This is a genomic window from Rhizobium sp. Rhizsp42, from assembly GCF_047304155.1.
GTDB lineage: Bacteria > Pseudomonadota > Alphaproteobacteria > Rhizobiales > Rhizobiaceae > Rhizobium.
This window is the reverse complement of record NZ_JBGLYS010000003.1, coordinates 1-16,953: the sequence shown is the minus strand read 5'-3', so window position 1 is coordinate 16,953 and position 16,953 is coordinate 1. Positions and strand designations below refer to the sequence as shown.

At 63.1% G+C, this 16,953-nt stretch carries 17 protein-coding genes and 1 other RNA gene; 8 read left to right on the top strand and 10 right to left on the bottom strand.

Going from position 1 to position 16,953, the window contains the following annotated elements; genetic code table 11:
• Positions 1 to 16: 16 nt before the first annotated feature.
• The 4 genes from hflC to ACCD05_RS04450 all read right to left on the bottom strand — a co-directional run bounded on the left by hflC (position 17) and on the right by ACCD05_RS04450 (position 3,533).
• Positions 17 to 961, bottom strand: a complete 945-nt coding sequence (gene hflC / locus ACCD05_RS04465; protein ID WP_112941792.1) for a protease modulator HflC — start codon at positions 959 to 961, stop codon at positions 17 to 19.
• 3 nt (positions 962 to 964) lie between these two features.
• Positions 965 to 2,059 carry an FtsH protease activity modulator HflK gene (gene hflK, locus ACCD05_RS04460; RefSeq protein WP_047505628.1) on the bottom strand — a complete coding sequence of 365 codons (1,095 nt, stop codon included), beginning with the start codon at positions 2,057 to 2,059 and terminating at the stop codon, positions 965 to 967.
• Positions 2,060 to 2,213: 154 nt separating this feature from the next.
• Complete coding sequence (locus ACCD05_RS04455) at positions 2,214 to 2,726, bottom strand: dihydrofolate reductase (protein WP_413391260.1); 513 nt, start codon at positions 2,724 to 2,726, stop codon at positions 2,214 to 2,216.
• Between the two features lie 12 nt (positions 2,727 to 2,738).
• Positions 2,739 to 3,533 (bottom strand): thymidylate synthase, encoded by a 795-nt coding sequence (locus ACCD05_RS04450; protein WP_111562032.1) that lies wholly within the window; start codon positions 3,531 to 3,533, stop codon positions 2,739 to 2,741.
• Positions 3,534 to 3,649: 116 nt separating this feature from the next.
• On the opposite strand from ACCD05_RS04450, the gene ssrA reads away from it, so the two are divergent.
• The 5 genes from ssrA to ACCD05_RS04425 all read left to right on the top strand — a co-directional run bounded on the left by ssrA (position 3,650) and on the right by ACCD05_RS04425 (position 5,768).
• Positions 3,650 to 4,019, top strand: a transfer-messenger RNA (tmRNA) gene (ssrA, locus tag ACCD05_RS04445).
• A 127-nt stretch (positions 4,020 to 4,146) separates the two neighbouring features.
• Positions 4,147 to 4,665, top strand: coding sequence for an SspB family protein (locus ACCD05_RS04440; protein ID WP_018900294.1), 519 nt, complete (start codon positions 4,147 to 4,149; stop codon positions 4,663 to 4,665).
• 63 nt (positions 4,666 to 4,728) lie between these two features.
• Positions 4,729 to 4,923 carry a DUF4169 family protein gene (locus tag ACCD05_RS04435; RefSeq protein ID WP_018900293.1) on the top strand — a complete coding sequence of 65 codons (195 nt, stop codon included), beginning with the start codon at positions 4,729 to 4,731 and terminating at the stop codon, positions 4,921 to 4,923.
• A gap of 79 nt (positions 4,924 to 5,002) precedes the next feature.
• Positions 5,003 to 5,278 carry a ribbon-helix-helix domain-containing protein gene (locus ACCD05_RS04430; protein ID WP_413391257.1) on the top strand — a complete coding sequence of 92 codons (276 nt, stop codon included), beginning with the start codon at positions 5,003 to 5,005 and terminating at the stop codon, positions 5,276 to 5,278.
• Entirely contained in the window at positions 5,262 to 5,768 is a 507-nt protein-coding gene (locus ACCD05_RS04425; RefSeq protein ID WP_413391255.1) for a GrpB family protein, read from the top strand. Before ACCD05_RS04430 ends, ACCD05_RS04425 begins: the two co-directional genes overlap by 17 nt.
• Before the next feature lie 36 nt (positions 5,769 to 5,804).
• Here the strand turns inward: ACCD05_RS04425 and ACCD05_RS04420 are convergent, their stop codons facing one another.
• The 3 genes from ACCD05_RS04420 to ACCD05_RS04410 form a co-directional block, all read right to left on the bottom strand.
• Positions 5,805 to 9,557 (bottom strand): AsmA-like C-terminal region-containing protein, encoded by a 3,753-nt coding sequence (locus ACCD05_RS04420; RefSeq protein WP_413391632.1) that lies wholly within the window; start codon positions 9,555 to 9,557, stop codon positions 5,805 to 5,807.
• Positions 9,558 to 9,799: 242 nt separating this feature from the next.
• Complete coding sequence (locus ACCD05_RS04415) at positions 9,800 to 11,212, bottom strand: FAD-binding oxidoreductase (protein ID WP_018900289.1); 1,413 nt, start codon at positions 11,210 to 11,212, stop codon at positions 9,800 to 9,802.
• A gap of 106 nt (positions 11,213 to 11,318) precedes the next feature.
• The gene (locus ACCD05_RS04410) at positions 11,319 to 12,353 is read right to left on the bottom strand and encodes an aldo/keto reductase (RefSeq protein ID WP_413391253.1); all 1,035 of its coding nucleotides are present in this window, start codon (positions 12,351 to 12,353) and stop codon (positions 11,319 to 11,321) included.
• 92 nt (positions 12,354 to 12,445) lie between these two features.
• Here ACCD05_RS04410 and ACCD05_RS04405 point away from each other — a divergent pair, with 92 nt between their 5' ends.
• Positions 12,446 to 13,348, top strand: a complete 903-nt coding sequence (locus tag ACCD05_RS04405; protein WP_413391251.1) for a LysR family transcriptional regulator — start codon at positions 12,446 to 12,448, stop codon at positions 13,346 to 13,348.
• Between the two features lie 157 nt (positions 13,349 to 13,505).
• Complete coding sequence (locus tag ACCD05_RS04400) at positions 13,506 to 14,594, top strand: AbrB family transcriptional regulator (protein ID WP_111562079.1); 1,089 nt, start codon at positions 13,506 to 13,508, stop codon at positions 14,592 to 14,594.
• Here ACCD05_RS04400 and ACCD05_RS04395 read toward each other — a convergent pair.
• The gene (locus ACCD05_RS04395; RefSeq protein ID WP_413391249.1) at positions 14,591 to 15,475 is read right to left on the bottom strand and encodes an AraC family transcriptional regulator; all 885 of its coding nucleotides are present in this window, start codon (positions 15,473 to 15,475) and stop codon (positions 14,591 to 14,593) included. The two genes, ACCD05_RS04400 and ACCD05_RS04395, sit on opposite strands and share 4 nt — an antisense overlap.
• A 33-nt stretch (positions 15,476 to 15,508) precedes the next feature.
• On the opposite strand from ACCD05_RS04395, the gene ACCD05_RS04390 reads away from it, so the two are divergent.
• Positions 15,509 to 15,916 (top strand): DUF2000 family protein, encoded by a 408-nt coding sequence (locus ACCD05_RS04390; protein ID WP_413391247.1) that lies wholly within the window; start codon positions 15,509 to 15,511, stop codon positions 15,914 to 15,916.
• A 117-nt stretch (positions 15,917 to 16,033) separates the two neighbouring features.
• Here the strand turns inward: ACCD05_RS04390 and ACCD05_RS04385 are convergent, their stop codons facing one another.
• A complete protein-coding gene (locus tag ACCD05_RS04385) occupies positions 16,034 to 16,699 on the bottom strand; it encodes an OmpA family protein (RefSeq protein WP_047505753.1) in 666 nt (221 codons plus the stop codon).
• A 40-nt stretch (positions 16,700 to 16,739) separates the two neighbouring features.
• On the bottom strand, positions 16,740 to 16,953 hold a 214-nt coding region (locus tag ACCD05_RS04380), incomplete at its 5' end, for a hypothetical protein (RefSeq protein ID WP_413391245.1).

Below are 16,953 nucleotides of genomic sequence, written 5' to 3'. Positions count from 1 at the left end.
CTTCAGATGATCGCGATCAGTTCGCCGGTGCAGCCGGAACCGCAGGCAGGCTTGGTGCCGCCGAAGGAACCTGGCCTGGCTGGCCGGTCGCGCTGTTGAAGTAGCGGAAGAAATCCGTGTCCGGCGAGAGCACCAGCGTCGTGTCCTGCGAGGACATAGCCGTGGTGTAGGCCGCCATCGAGCGGTAGAACTCGAAGAACGCTGGGTTCTTGTTGAACGCATCGGCAAAGAGCCTGCTGCGTTCCGCTTCGCCTTCACCGCGCAGGATTTCGGAATCACGCTGCGCTTCGGCGGTGATTTCGACAACCTGTCTGTCGGCGATGGCGCGACGACGCTGACCCTCTTCGCCACCCTGCGCACGCAGGAGTTCGGCTTCGGCAAGACGCTCGGCGCGCATGCGGTCGTAGGTCTTCGGCGCGACTTCGCGCGTCAGATCCGTACGGCGAATGCGCACGTCCTGGATGTTGAGGCCAAGCGCCTCGGCATCCTTGTGCAGGTCATCACGCACCTCGAGCATCATCGCCACGCGCTCTTCGGAAAGAGCGGCATCGAAATCACGCAGACCGTAGACGCGGCGCAGCGACGAATCGAGCTGCGTGCGGAGACGTGCTTCGGCGGATTCGCGGTCGCCCGATACCGTTTCGCGGAAGCGGCGAACGTCGCGGATGTCGTAGATCACGAAGGCATCGACATCGAATGTCGCGCCGCCGCGAACCTGCACGCGGATGTTGTCGAGGTCGAAGCGAAGCGCCTGCTTCTCGACGATCTGGACGCGATCGGCATCCATGAAGGTGAACGGCAGCTTGAAGTAGATGCCGGGCTCGGTCTTCACCGACTGGATCTGACCGAAGCGAACGACGATCGCCTGCTCGCGCGCGTTGACCACGAAGATCGACGAGTAGAGCACCATGAGAACCACGGCGAAGACGACGAGAAAGATGGGAAGTTTATTCGACGTCATGGATCAACCTCCCTGCTGCGCCGGTTTGCCGATTTCGTTGAGCGGCAGATAGGGCACGACCCCCTGCTTCTCGTCGATGATGACCTTCTTGGAGTTCTTCAGCACCTGTTCCATGGTTTCCAGGAACAAACGCTTGCGGGTCACTTCGGGAGCCTTCGTGTATTCGTCGTTGACGGAACTGAAGCGCTGCGCCTCACCTTCCGCTTCCTTCACGACGCGATCCTTGTATGCGGCAGCCGCTTCGCGGATCTGCGCCGCGTCACCGCGAGCCTGACCGAGCTTCTGGTTGGCATACTGGTTCGCTTCCTCGACGAGACGCTGCTTGTCCTGGTCGGCACGCTGCACTTCTTCGAAGGCATCGGCGACTTCACGCGGCGGCGCGACGTCCTGGATGGTGATCGCATTGATCGAGATACCGCTCTTGTAGCGATCCATGGTGCCCTGCACGATGGCGGCCACTTCGGTTTCGATCGGCTGACGATTGTCGCGGAACGCGTCCTGGGCAGGACGGCGGCCGACGACTTCGCGCATTGCGCTTTCGGCGACCTGCTGCAGCGTCTCGGCTGGGTTCTCGACGTTGAAGAGATAGGCCTTCGGATCCGTCACGGTGAAGAACACCGAGAACTGGACGTTGAGGATGTTCTGGTCACCAGACAGCATCAGGCCGTTCGACGAAGAAGACGAGGTCGCGCCGATATTCTGCTGCTGGACCGTGACCTTGACGATTTCGACCGTTTCCATCGGCCACAGGTGGAAATGCAGGCCCGGTGCGGCCACTTCCTGCTTCGGATTACCGAAACGCAGCTCCACCCCGCGCTCGTCCGGCTGGACGATGTAAATGCACTGGAAGAGCCAGAAAGCCACGATGACAGCCGCGACGATCAAGAGAACGCCTGTGTTGAACCCGCCGGGCACGACGCCGCGCAGCCGGTCCTGACCACGACGGATCATGTCTTCCAGATCGGGAGGTCCGCCCTTTCCGCCGCCACCACCGCCGCGTGGACGGTTCGGCCCCTGCCCCCATGGTCCCTGATTATTTCCTCCACCGCCGCCGCCGCCCCAAGGGCCGCCGCCGCCATTCTGATTGCTCCAGGGCATCAAAACCTCGTTGTTCGTTACACTCTGCGATCGCTTAACCCACGGGGGCGACGGATATTCGCGCTCGAAACCGTTATAGGTATCGCTGCATCGGCTTTCAACGCAGCATGAGGAACTTGGCAATGTTTATTGGAAAATAGTTTCTTTTCGCCGCTCAGCGCCTGTCATAAACGACGTAGCGGGTCGGATAGGTATCCTTCTCGCCCGCTGGCACGTCGAGTGTCTCGCCGGCACGCCAGATGGCGGGATCGATCGCGGGAAACGACGTATCGCCATCCACATCCGTCTCCACATGCGTCAGGCAGAGACGATCGGCGATATCGATCGCCTGGCCGTAGATCTGCCCGCCGCCGATAATGCAGATCTCGTCCGCGCCGGTTTCCACCGCCAGCCTCTCCGCCAGCGCGACAGCTTCGTCGAGCGAGCCGACGGTGCTGACGTCAGGATGATCGATGACCGTTGAACGCGAGATCACCACGTTCGGCCGTCCCGGCAGCGGGCGACCGATCGAATCATAGGTCTTGCGCCCCATGATCACGGGCTTTCCCAGCGTCAGCGCCTTGAACCGCTTCAGATCGGTCGAAAGCCGCCACGGCATGTCGCCGTCACGGCCGATGATGCCGTTGCGCGCAGCGGCAACCACGATCGTCTTGCGGATATCGGACATGAAACCCCTCAATCAGACCGCGATCGGCGCCTTGATGCTGGCATCGGCCTCATAGCCGACCAGCTCGAAATCCTCGAACTTGAAGCCGAAAATGTCCTTAACCTCGGGATTGATGCGCATGAACGGCATCGGCTTCGGCTTGCGCGTCAACTGCAGCTTCGCCTGCTCGAAATGGTTATGATAGATGTGCGTGTCGCCGAGCGTATGCACGAAGTCGCCGAGCTTCAGCCCGGTCACCTGCGCGACCATCATCGTCAGCAGCGCATAGGAGGCGATATTGAACGGCACGCCCAAAAACACGTCCGCCGAGCGCTGATAGAGCTGGCACGACAGCTTTCCGTCGGCGACGTAGAACTGGAACAGGCAGTGGCACGGCGGCAGCGCCATGTTGTCGACTTCGGCGGGATTCCAGGCAGAAACGATATGACGGCGCGAATTCGGGTTCTTGATCAGGCCGGACACCAGATTGGCGATCTGGTCGATATGCCCGCCATCGGGCGCCGGCCAGGAGCGCCACTGCGCGCCATAGACAGGGCCGAGATCGCCCTTCTCGTCGGCCCACTCGTCCCAGATCGAGACACCATGCTCCTTGAGATAGGCGATATTGGTGTCGCCCTTCAGGAACCACAGGAGCTCATGGATGATCGAGCGCAGGTGCAGCTTCTTCGTCGTGAGGACCGGAAAGCCCTCCTGCAGATCGAAGCGCATCTGGTAGCCGAACACCGAACGCGTGCCGGTTCCGGTCCGGTCGCCGCGGTCGGTTCCGGTTTCCATCACGTGGTTCAAGAGATCGAGATATTGCTTCATCGCCCGCCGCCGATTCCATTTTTCCCATATTTAAGCCCATCGACCGGCAAAACCAATCACGCCCCCGTGTTTTTCCCGGTGATTCCTTGAAAGACCACGATGCTTTTGTGACGATGGCTCTTCCCATGCGCTCCGGAAAACACTATATCAGCCTTGCCAGTCCTCGGATTGGCTATGGCGATAAATGAGCGGTGTAATAAGCCTATTGGACCCGGGGGCGGTACCCGGCGCCTCCACCAAAAACCGGCGGCCTTACAAAGAGATGGCCGGCTTTTGATGGGGGCGAAACAGGATCGACAAGGGTGTAAAGATCGTCTTTTTGCTCGGCATTGTACCGCCGTTATCGGGCTAAAATTGTAGTTGCAAACGACAACTATGCGGAAGCTCGTCTCGCTGCTTAATCGCGGTGTGACACTTCAAATTAAGTCCTGAAGGTTCGCACCTTAAGGCGGGGTCCGAAGGCACCTGGCAACAGAAGCCTTCACCTTCTCCCCCAAGCTCAAATCATGTATGATTTGCGAAAGCATGACTCGGCTGCGGGCTTTTCCAAGCCGCTTGAGCATGGCATATAGGCTTGGAACAGACGTACGGACGAAAGAAAGACAGGGAAAGCATGGGGCAGGATCATATCCGGTACGACATTCTGGCACAGGACGCGCTTCGCGGCGTCATCCGCAAGGTATTGTCGGAAGTCGCGGCAACCGGCCGCCTGCCGGGCGAGCATCACTTTTTCATCACCTTTCTGACCGGCGCTCCCGGTGTGCGCATCTCGCAGGCCCTGAAGTCCAAGTATCCCGAGCAGATGACCATCGTCATCCAGCACCAGTTCTGGGAAATGAAGGTCACCGAATCGAGCTTCGAGATCGGCCTCTCCTTCTCCGACGTTCCGGAAAAGCTCTTCATCCCCTTCAACGCCATCCGCGGCTTTTACGATCCGTCGGTCAATTTCGAGCTTGAGTTCGACGTGCCGCTCGCCGATAGCGACGAACTGCCGGAAGCAGAGATCACCGCCTACCCGGTCGCCCCCGAAAAGGCGGAAAAGACCGAAGACGCGGCGGCCAAGCCTGCCGACGGCGACGAGAAGAAAGCCGGATCGGTCGTCTCTCTCGACGCCTTCCGCAAGAAGCAGTAAGAACCAAAGGGAAGCAATCGCTTCCCTTTTTCATATCGCCTGTTTTTATATTGTAGGTGTCCCGTGAGCGCCGAAATCGTCAATCTCCGCCAGTTCAAGAAGAAGCAGGCCCGCTCCGACAAGGAGAAGCAGGCCGAGCAGAACCGGATTTCCTTCGGCCGCACCAAGCAGGAAAAGCAGCTCACCAAGGCTTTGAACGACAAGGCCGAGCGCGCGCACGACCAGGGCCGCATCGACAAGAACGACGACGCCGAATGACCGCGCGCGACCGCGAAAAAGACTCAGCGATCAAGCCTTTGCGCGCGTTTGCGGAATCAGTTTCCGAACAATCTGCGCAATGATCCGCAAGCACTCCATCACGCTGCATGGCCATCGCACCAGCCTGTCGCTGGAAGACGAGTTCTGGACCGAGCTCACCGCCATCGCCGCCGCCCGCACCATCCCGCTCGCCGGCCTGATTTCCGAGATCGACGACAACAGGGACGCCGACAGCAACCTCTCCTCGGCGCTGCGTCTCCACGTGCTCGCCTGGCTGAAATCGACGGGCGTCGCTCCGTCGCCACAGGATAACCAGCCCGACAACGGGGAAGCGACGGATGCCGGAGCGCGTTGAGATCGTCCCCTATGACGCAGAATGGCCGGCGCACTTCCGCGAAATCGCTGCCGCCCTGAAAACCCTGCTGGGCGATCGCATGCTCGATATCCACCACATCGGCAGCACCTCCATCCCGGGGATGGCCGCCAAACCGCTCATCGATATCGATGTGAACATGCCGACCGCAGCCGACGTCATCGACGCCTGCCCGCTGATGGAAGCGGCCGGCTACGAGCCGCGCGGCAACCGCTACGACGCCGACATCTTCGCCTTCATGAAGCGCGCCACGACACCCAGGCAGCGGATCTACCTATGCCCCGAAGGCCACGACACGCACCACCGGCGCATCCAGTTCCGCGATTATCTGAGAACCCACCCGCAAGCCGCCGCCGACTATCAGGCGCTGAAGCTCAAGCTGGCCGAACGCTTCGAATATGACGGCGACGGCTACACCGCCGCCAAGGCCGCCTTCGTCAACGACATCGTCGCCCGCGCCCGCAAGCGCTGAGACCTCACCGACAGCCGGCACCGGCCGCGCAAGACGCTATTGCGGAACCTGCACGCCCGGCAAACCCGGCACCGTGTTGAAGTTCAGCGAATTCTGCGGCGGCGTGATCAGTTGCTCCTGCGCGCGGCGCGCCGCCTCGGCCGCGGCCTTGGCATCCGCTTCCGCCTTGGCCTTCGCGGCGGCTTCCGCCTGCGCCTTGGCTTCAGCTTCGGCCTTGGCCGCTGCTGCCGCCTGGTCGCGCTCGGCCTGCTGGGTCGCGAGCAGTCTCAGCCGCTCCTCCTCCGCCCTGCGCTGCGCCTCGATGGCGGCGGCCTTCTCGCGCTCCTGATCGTTGAACTTGGCGAGCGACACCTCGCGGCGCAGACGCTGCTGTTCGAGAACGTTCGACTGCAGCTTCTCAACCCGCCGCCGTTCGCGCTCAAAGGCGCGCAGCGACAGGTAGCCGGTGATATCGGTGACATCCATGACCCGGCCCGGCGATCCGAGAACGCCGGAGAAGTCGAGCCGGATCGACGGATCCGCGCCGGTCAGCGCCTCGCCCATCGGATTGAGGTTGATGTCGAGCGACGCGTTGATCCGCTCCTGCGGCAGGTCGATCTGCGCATTGCCCGTCAGCGTCGCCTGGTCAGTGGCGACAGTCACGTTCTGAACCCTCAGCACTCCGTCCGTGACGTTGAACGGCACCGCCGTCGCCGGCAGCTTCGCCTCGCCGTTGTTGAGCAGCGTCTCGACGATCGGATGCACCTTGCCGGCGTTCAGCTGGTCTTGCATCGGGTCGGTCGCCGACAGAAGCGGCGCCAGCATGCCGAGATTGAGACCGCGCACGCTGGTATCGCCGAGCTTCATCTCGCCGGAACCGTTGAGCGAGCTTGCGATATCCTTCATCGACTTGCCGGAAGCCTCCATCGACAGCGCCAGCCCGAACTTGCCGCTGGCCACAGGCGAACCGCCGTCCCGCTGCCACACGACACCGCCGAGATCGGCATCGGCAAGCGCAAGCTTGGTCTGCAGGAAGCCGGTTCCATCGGCATTGGTGAACTTCACATTGGCATCGACAGTGCCACCGTCCCAGTTGCCCTTCATGTCGTTGAGCTGCAGTTCGTCACCCTTGTAGGCGACGTTAGAGGTGAAGTCGGTGATCGGGTTCGACCAGCCGAGCCAGAACTGCTTGGCGTTAAGCTTCAGGTTGACATCCATGTCCTTGAACACGGGAATGCCGAGCGGCGCGGCCAGGAGGTTGCCGTTCGCGGGATCGGTCATCGGCCCGTAGACCGCTTCGCCAAGCCAGGTGGCATCGGCCTTCGTCAGGGCAAGATCGCCCGAGGCGGTCGTCCGCTCTGCCTTGCGATCCAGCGTCATCGCACCGGTGAATTCGTTGTCCGCCGCATGGCCGGCAATGTTGCCGAAAGCGACCTTGTCGCCGTCGATCGCCGCCGTCGTCGTCAGCTTGAACGGCAGGCCGGTGCCCATCTGCGGCACGCCGATACCGTTCATCACGAGATAAGGGTCGAGATCGGCGCTCTCCAGCGACAGCGCCAGCTGCCCGTTCATGAAGCTCTGCGGCCGGATATCGACCTTGCCGGCGGCGGTAAACGAGGTGCGGTCCGTGGCGAATGTCAGGTTGGCATCGGCCGGATCGGTCCCCTCCGCCTGCACCTTCAGCGTCATGCGGCCGTTCGCATCCGCATCGACAGGCAACGGATCGAGCCCCGCCTGGCCGAACAGCACCGACGTCACATTATTCTCGAGCGTCGCCTCGAGGCTGGTCGTGCCCTTGCCGGTCAGCGCCAGAAGGTCGGACATGCGGTAATCGAGGTTCACGCGGCTGCCATTGGCGACACCGGCAAGCGTCACCGAGAGGCCATCGCCCTGATCGCCGCCGAGCGTGACGGCGCCGCGCAGCGCCGTGTTCGTGTACCAGGCCGCGTTACGCACCAGCCGATCCATAACAGGATGGGCCGGCAGCTTCTGCTTCAGCATCGTGAAAAACGGGCCGGGATCGGCCGCCTTGAAGGTGATCTCGCCCGAGCCCTTGTAATCGAGCAGCGAGCCCTCGGCGCGGCCGGTCGCCGTGAACTCGGCGCCCGCCAGGTTCTTCACCGAAAGCTTGTCCACCCCGAGCGCGCCGTCGGCGATCGTGAAGCTCGTCTCGACATCGCCCGCTTCGACACCGAACGCCGTGAACTTGTCGGCCTTGAGCTGCGCCTTGATCTTGTGGTCGAGCACGTTATTGCCCGCATCCTGCCCGGTAAACAGGCCGGTCAGTGCCCTCAGCGCATCGAGATCGAGCGCATCGCCGGCAAGCGCGACATCAAGCGTCGGCGCCTGGTTCGGCACCGCCTGGCGGTCGAGCCTGCCCTTGAGCGTCGCGGGACCAACCGCGATCTCGAGATCGTCGAACGTCTGCCGCTCATGCGTGAGGTTCACATTCGCCGAAAACCCGGCCTGCTGCAGCGACCGTATCGCCGGATCGACATCACCCGACAGCCACGAGGCAAGCCCGGTCGGCTGCTTGGAGGCGACGGTGATCGCACCCTTGAAGGATGGCTGCCCCTGCAGCGTCAGCTGACCGTTACCCTCGACCAGCGTGCGCCCCGGCAGCGTGCCGAAGGCATGGTCGATCGTCCAACCACTGCCGGCCGGCTCCAGATCGAGCTGCACGTCGCGAATGGTGGTATCACCGGCAACAATCGCCGGCAGCCTGACACTCGCCTTGCCGGGCACCTGCGGCACCGGGATCTGCGAGACGATCTGGATCAGCGCGTTCAGCCGCTGCTTGGCCGACAGGCTCGGATCGCGCGAGGTCTTGCCGCCGGAGCCCTGGTTGCCGATGCGGTTGACGTCGATCTGCTGGCCATCGGCGGTAAGCAGGAACTGCGGCTTCACGCCGGTATCAAGCGTCGCTTCGCCGGTCACCACATAGGGGTCTTCCACCGCGCCGATCTCGAGACGGTATTCGGGAATGCGGATGCTCTCGTTGGTAAGCTCGAACTTGCCCTTCAGCCGCGGCGGCTGGGTCTTGTCGGTGCCCTTTGCCTGGTTCGTGCCCGTGCGCTCGATCTGCGCCGACATCGTGCCCTGGTAATTGGGCTTGCGGTCGACGAGCTTCAGCTCGCCATCGAGATCGACCGAAACAGGATGCTTGTCCGGCTGCAGCCGGGTGCGCATCCTGAGAACGCCGTTCTCGTCCAGCTGGTTGCTGGAGATGAGGAAATTGCCATGCTCGCCGTCGAGCGCCGCATCACCCTCGATCCGCCACGGCCCGGCCAGCGATTTCGCCGACATCTCGGCGTTGATCCCGGTCACGAGCCGCGTACGGCCCGATTGGTCGTCGATGAACTGCACGTCGCCGCCGCTGACATGCACGTTCTCGAGAACGACGGTCTTGGCGGGAATTTCCGGCTGACTGCCGCGCGTCCAGTCGAGCGTGCCGTCCTTCAAGAGCCGCAGCTTGACCTTGGGGTTGACTACACGCATGTCGAAGATCAGCGCCTCGCCCGAGAGGAACGGCGCCAGTTCCGCATCCATGGAAAACTGCTCGACCTGCACGATCGGCGAGCCGTCCTGCTCCTGGCCGACGCGCACGTCGTGCATCGTCACCGAGGGGAACGGCAAAAGGCGCGCATCGACCGCGCCGTGGACCACGACCTTCTTGCCGATGATACGGCTGGCCTGATCCTCGAAATTCTGTCGGAAGCCGGTCCAATCGATGAACATAGGCGCGAACAGCGCCACGAACAGCGCCACGACAACCACACCACCCAGTACGACGAGAAACCGGCCTACCAAGTCAATCATTCTCCATTCGGGCTACACCGCGGACACCAGGCCAAACTCGATCAGGAAACCCGATCGAATTTTGACCCTAGATCATCAACCCGAAGCGTGTGAAGCCGCTTTCAGGCAACAAACCGCGCAATTCCTTGTTACGCCCACGCTTTCCCGGCGGCGCTCCGATTCGCTACGCTGTTCTCAATCCCTATCGGCATTCATGCCGCAAGCAAGCCAAGATCAAAACAGAGTGTTGATTTTCAGGCAGAATGGAAAATCTTGCCCGGATTGAAGATGTTATCCGGGTCGAGCGCATGCTTGACCTGGCGCATCAGATCGACCGCGCCCCCGAGCTCTTCTTCGAGAAACGCCATCTTGCCCTGACCGATACCGTGTTCGCCGGTGCAGGTGCCGTCCATTTCAAGCGCCCGCTTGTTGAGGCGCGCCACGAAGCCCTCGGCAACGGCGATCCCTTCCTCCGTCTTGTCATCGAACAAGAGCAGCACGTGAAAGTTCCCGTCGCCGGCATGGCCGACGATCATCGCCAGCAAGCCGTGCTCCTCGATATCGGCCTGCGTCTCGCCGATGCAATCGGCCAGGCGCGAGATCGGCACGCAGACGTCGGTCGACAACGCCGCCATCTCCGGCGCCAGCGCGCGCGAAGCCCAATAGGCGTCATGGCGGGCTTTCCAGAGTTTGTTGCGTTCCTCGGCGTTGACGGTCCATGCGAACTCGCCGCCCCCGCACTCCGCCGCGATCTCGCCGAACTGCGCCGATTGCAGCGCGACGGTCTCATCGGTTCCGTGGAACTCGACGAACAACGTTGGCTTTTCGTCGTAGTTCAGTTTCGAATAGGCATTGCAGGCACGGATCTGCAGGGCGTCGAGAAGCTCGATGCGCGCGACCGGCACGCCCATCTGGATCGTCATGATGACAGCGTCGCAGGCGGCACGCACCGTCGGAAACGCACAGACGCCGCCGCCGATCTTCTGCGGAATACCCTGCAGGCGCAGCGTCACCGAAGTCAGGATGCCAAGCGTACCCTCGGACCCGACGAAAAGCCGCGTCAGATCATAGCCGGCGGAGGATTTGCGAGCGCGCCGCGCCGTGCGGATTTCCTCGCCATTGGCGGTGACGGCGGTCACCGACAGGACATTGTCCTTCATCGTGCCGTAGCGCACGGCGTTGGTGCCGGATGCCCGCGTCGCCGTCATCCCGCCGATAGAGGCGTTGGCGCCGGGATCGATCGGGAAAAACAGGCCGGTGTCGCGCAGATAAGTGTTGAGGTCCTCGCGGGTCACGCCCGGCTCGACGGTGCAGTCGAGGTCTTCCATATTGACCTCCAGCACACGGTTCATCCGGCTGAAATCGATCGAAATGCCGCCATTCGGCGCATTGACCTGCCCTTCCAGCGACGAACCGGTACCAAAGCCGATGACGGGCACCTTGTGCTCGGCGCAAACCTTGACGACAGCCTTCACATCATCGGCGCTCTCGGCGAAGAGCACGCCGTCAGGCAGCTGCGAGGGAATGTAGGTGGTCGTATGCGCGTGTTGCTCGCGAAACGACTGGCCGGTCTGGAAGCGCTCGCCGAAGCTCTGTTTCAGGATACCGAGAACGCTGGCGATACCCGCCTCGTTGCGTGTGCCGGCCTTTGCGTCTTTGAGCGCCATCTCTTTGATCTCCTTACCGTCGTTGCCCGAGGGCACGTTGGTATGAGACAAGAGATGGCGACTGTCCAGTGGCAGAATGGCCGCAGCAGTACGGCCATCACCGACCTCAGACGAGCGGCGGGTTCAATCGCGCGAAACCCTCCTGCCGCTGATACGGAAAATAGGGATAAGGCGCGCTGACGGCACTGGCCTTGTCGAGCCGCTCGACCTGCTCCTTCGACAGCGACCAGCCGACAGCGCCAAGGTTCTGCCGCAGCTGCTCCTCGTTGCGCGCGCCGATGATCACGCTCGACACGGTCGGGCGGCCGATCAGCCAGTTGAGCGCGATCTGCGGCACGGTCTTGCCGGTCTCTTCGGCGACGATGTCGAGCGCATCGACGATATCGTAGAGCTTCTCATCGTCGACGTGAGGCCCGTATTCCGCCGTCTGGTGCAGCCGGCTTCCCTCGGGCAGCGGCTGCCCGCGCCTGATCTTTCCGGTCAGCCGTCCCCAGGCAAGCGGGCTCCACACCAGCGCCCCGACGCCCTGGTCGGCGGCGAGCGGCATCAACTCCCACTCATAGTCGCGGCCGGCCAGCGAGTAGTAGACCTGATGCGCCACATAGCGCGAATAGCCATGCTGAGAGGACACGCCGAGCGATTTCATCAGCTGCCATCCGGAGAAGTTGGAGACACCGACATAGCGGATCTTCCCGGCATCGATCAGCTGATCCAGCGTCGACAGCACCTCCTCGATCGGCGTCGATGCATCGAAGGCGTGCAGCTGCAGGAGGTCGATATAATCCGTCCCAAGCCGCTTCAACGCTGCATCCGTTGCCCGCAGCAATCTTGCGCGCGACGTCCCCCAATCCCCCGGTCCGTCACCGATAGGAAGCGCCATCTTCGTCGAGATCAACACCTGATCACGCCTGCCCTTGATCGCATGGCCAAGCACCTCCTCGGACGCACCCGCCGAATAGACGTCGGCGGTATCGAACAGCGTCACCCCCGCCTCGATCGCGATATCCACCATCCGCGACGCCTCGGCGCCCGTGGTATTGCCCCAGGCGCCGAAGAGCGGCCCAGATCCGCCGAACGTGCCCGCGCCGAAACTCAACACCGGCACGCGAAGGCCGGATGCACCAAGCTGTCTGTATTCCATGGTCTGTCTCCTGTTGTTTCACCAGAGATAGACACTCCACACGCGATGAAATAGATTGCCGTCAGGCACACAATTCATGAATTGAAGTCATCATGAGCAGACCAGACATCAACCGCTCCGGAGAGATGGAAGTCTTCGTCCGCGCCGTCGAGCTAGGCGGCTTCACCGCCGCCGCCCATGCCTGCCGCATGACGCCATCGGCCGTCAGCAAGCTGGTCGCGCGGCTCGAAGCCCGGCTTGGCGCCCGCCTCGTCAATCGCTCCACCCGCAAGCTGCAATTGACGCCCGAGGGCTGCGCCTTCTATGAGCGCAGCGTCACCATCCTCGCCGATATCGCCGAAGCCGAGCGCTCCGCAGCATCTGGAGAACTTGCCGCCGGCCCGGTGCGCATCAACACCAGCGCCTCCTTCGGCAACCACATCCTGGCGCCGCTCGTCTCGGGTTTCCTGGCGCTCCACCCAAGGATCACGCTCGATATCTCCCACACCGACAGGGTCGTCGACCTCCTCGACGACCGCGCCGATGTCGCCATCCGCGCCGGACCGCTGAAGAGCTCGACGCTGATCGCCCGCAAGCTCGGGGCGACGGACATGGTCATCGTCGCCTCGCCCGGTTACCTCGAAACACGCGGCACGCCCGCCACCGTGTCCGATCTCCAACATCACCGCCGCATCGGCCTCTCCTATGCTCGCAGCGTCGAGGGATGGCCCATGCGCGATGGCGGCGACGTCATCCGGCTGCCTCTCATACCGGGCATCCAGGTCGCCGATGGCGAGGCGATGCGGCACATGGCCTTGTCGGGCGCCGGCCTCGGCCGCCTCGCCCGCTTCACCGTCCGCGCCGACATCAAGGCCGGCCGCCTGATCCCGGTTCTCGAAGACCTCAACCCTCACGACACCGAGGAATTCCACGCCGTCTATATCGGCCAGGGCGGCCCTCTGCCGGCGCGGGTGCGCGCGCTCCTCGATTTCCTCGCCGCCAATGTCAGGATGTAAAAGCCCAAGAATTCGCAATTGACCCCCGACCCCGCCCGCGCCTATATCCACGGCACGCCATCGGCGCCCGCCGATTTTCCAGCAAAGCCTCTGCCGCTCCCCCAGACGTCGCATCGACCCGTCATCAGCATTGGCAAGACATGCATCGGATAAGCCGTTGAAAGACGCCAGCCGCCAGTTCCGAACCGCCAGCCTGCCGCGCTGGGCTTTGCTGCTCGCCCTCTCCACCATTCTTGTCGTTGGCCTGGAAATGCTCGGCCTGCCCGCCTCGCTGCTGATCGGCCCGATGGTGGCGGCGATCCTCCTCGCCGTCTCGGTCGGCAAGGGCTCGCTGCGTGTCCCGCGCTGGCCGCTGCTTTTCGGCCAGGCGCTGGTCGGCTTCATGATGGCCCGTGCCATCACCGTCGATATCCTGCAGACGATGGCGAGCGACGCCCCACTCTTCCTCTCCATGATCTTCGCCGTCATCGCCGCAGCCGGCCTGCTCGGCTGGCTCTTGACCCGCTGGCAGGTGCTGCCGGGCACGACGGCGGTCTGGGGCTCATCGCCGGGTGCTGCGGCGGCCATGGTCGTCATGTCTGAGGCCTATGGCGCCGATGCGCGCCTCGTCGCCTTCATGCAATATCTGCGCGTCGTCTTCGTGGCCGTCGCCGCCTCCGTCGTCGCCCGCCTGTGGGTGGCAGCCGATGGCGGCGAGCCGCCACCGCTCATCCTGTTTCCGCCGATCGACTGGCCGGCCCTGGCCGCAACCGTCGCGCTCACCTGTCTCTCGGCCTATTGCGCCACGCGCTTCCGCATTCCCGGCGGCACCATCATCGTCTCGCTGTTCACGGGCTCGCTGCTGCAGGGCCTCGGCCTCCTGAAGATCGAGCTCCCCATGTGGCTCCTGGCGATCAGCTATGCCTTGATCGGCTGGAGCATCGGCCTGCGGTTCACGCGCGGGATCATCGCCCATGCCGCCCGCGCCCTGCCGCGCGTGACCGCCTCGATCCTGATCCTGATGTCGCTGTGCGGCTGCATGGCCTATGCGCTGCATGTCTTCGCCGGCGTCGATCCGCTGACCGCCTATCTCGCTACCAGCCCGGGTGGCGCCGATTCCGTCGCCATCATCGCCGCCTCCAGCAATGTCGACGTGCCCTTCGTGATGGCCATGCAGATCGGCCGCCTGCTCATCATCCTGTTGACCGGCCCGATGCTCGCGCGCTTCATCGCCAAGCGCTCCGGCCTTGCGGAAAATCCGGCCTAGAAAAGGTCTCGCCTCAGCCCCGCCCATTGGCCTGGCGTCATGCCATAGGCCTTCTTGAAATGCCGATTGAAGTGGCTCTGGTCGGCAAAGCCGGTGGCGAACGCCGCCTCGGCGAGTGCCTCCCCGGCCCCGATCATCGCACGCGCCTGCTGCAGCCGCCGCATCAGCAGATAACGGTGCGGGCTGGTCGCGAACGCCGCCCGAAAATGCCGCGCCAGCTGAAACCGGTCGAGCCCCGTGACCGCCTCCAGCTCGCCCGATGTGACCGGCCGTGTCGCATGCGCCTCGAGATAATCCCGCGCCAGCCTCGCGCGCTGCCAGGCAATGCTGCCGAGCGGCCGGGGCGGAGCACCCGCATGCCGCGCCAGACCATCCGCCACGCGTGACACGAAATCGTCGACGAAGAGTTCATCCAATTCCCGGTCCAGCTCGCCAAGCGCCGCCAGAAGCGTGCCGGCAAGCACGGGATCGTTGACGACAGGCTGATCGACGAAGGGCAAGCCGATGCGCGCCGCTTCAAGACAATCGAAGAGCAGCGAGGGTTCCAGATAAAGCATGCGGTATTGCAGCCCGTGATCGGTCCCGGCCCCGCCATCATGCTCCTCGTCGGGATGCAGCACGATCACCTGCCCCGGCAGGCTGAAACGCCGCTCGCCGCGATAGGAAAAGGTCTGCACGCCCTTGATCGTCACCCCGAGCGCATAGGTATCGTGACGATGCGGCTCAAACGCGTTTCCCGCGAACTGCGCCTCGATGCGCTCGATGCCAGGAAAGGCCGGCGCGGTCAGGATGCCGGGCGAAATAGCGCGCCCGTTGGCACCCTTCTCCGTGCACAAACGTTCAAGACCCTCAAGGGCGTGATGGCTTAGATCCTCATCCAACCGACGTCGAAACCCGCATGAAAAGAGACTGGAATGTTTGATACCAAAATTGCGATCGTGCTGCGAAACAATCTTCCATCCTGGCAGACGCTGAATGTCACCGCCTTCCTGATGAGCGGCATCACCGGCCAGAACCCGGAGATCATCGGCGACGCCTACAAGGACCGCGCGGGCAATCTCTACAACCCGCTCTCGATCCAGCCGATCATCGTTCTGGCAGCACCCGAGGAGACCATGTCCACCATCCACCGCCGCACGCTGGAGCGCGGCATCACGGCGTCGCTCTTCATCGAGGAGATGTTTGCGACCGGCCACGACGCCGCCAACCGCGCCGTCTTCGAAAAATACGCGCCCGATGATGCCAAGATGGTCGGCATCGCCATCCGCGCCGACAAGAAGATCGTCGACAAGATCACCAAGGGCGCTGTCATGCACCCTTGAAGCAATGCCAGGAAAAGTGTGAAGCGGTTTTCCGGCCGGAATTGCGTAATTCAAACTACTCTGACGCAAAACGACCGGGCATCGAGCCCGGCCGCTTTAACTCTCAAGCCAGCCCGATCAGCTCTGGGTGATCGGCGCGATCTGGATTTCGACGCGGCGGTTCTGCGCGCGTCCGGCTTCCGAAGCGTTCGAGGCCACCGGCTGCGACGGGCCGAAGCCGACGGCCGACATGCGGCGCTGGTCGATACCCTGACCGCCGAGATAGCCGGCGACGGACTCGGCGCGGCGCTGCGACAGATCCTGGTTATGCTGCAGGCTGCCGGTCGAATCGGTGTGGCCGTTGACGTCGATCAGCGTGCGGTTGAACTTGCGCAGCACGATCGCCACCGAGTTCAGCGTCGGGTAGAAGCCCGGCTTCACGGCATCCTGGTCTACGTCGAAGGTGATGTTCGACGGCATGTTCAGGATGATGTTGTCGCCGTTGCGGGTAACGGAGATGCCGGTGCCCTGGAGCTGCGCGCGCAGTTCCGATTCCTGCTGGTCCATGTAGTTGCCGATCGCGCCGCCGGCGAGAGCGCCGACACCGGCGCCGATCAGCGCCGCGTTACGTCGACCAACCGGCGAACCACCAACGGCGAGACCCGCGAGCGCGCCGACGCCGGCGCCGAGCAGCGCGCCGCCCGATGTGTTCGACATCTTCTGCTGGCCCGTATACGGATCCGTCGTCGTGCAGGCGCTGAGGTAGGTCGCGGCAACGGCGAGAAGGATGAATTTCTTGATCATGGACAGGCGTATCTCCAATTCGATGGTGATGCGAGCAGTATTAAGGAATGCGGCAAGAAGATGAAGTGCGCGCCCTGAATACTGGAAAATCGATGGATTGCACAGCCTTAGAGCCGGAACTCCCGAAAAAGTCACCGGCGTCGGCGACGCGGGCCCCCAAAAGCGGCCCCAGCAAAACAATACCCGGCAGAAGTTGTGGGACAGCAGCCGCCCCCGATAGTAAGGTGGGGTTTGGATGTTTAGTGATTTGAGGC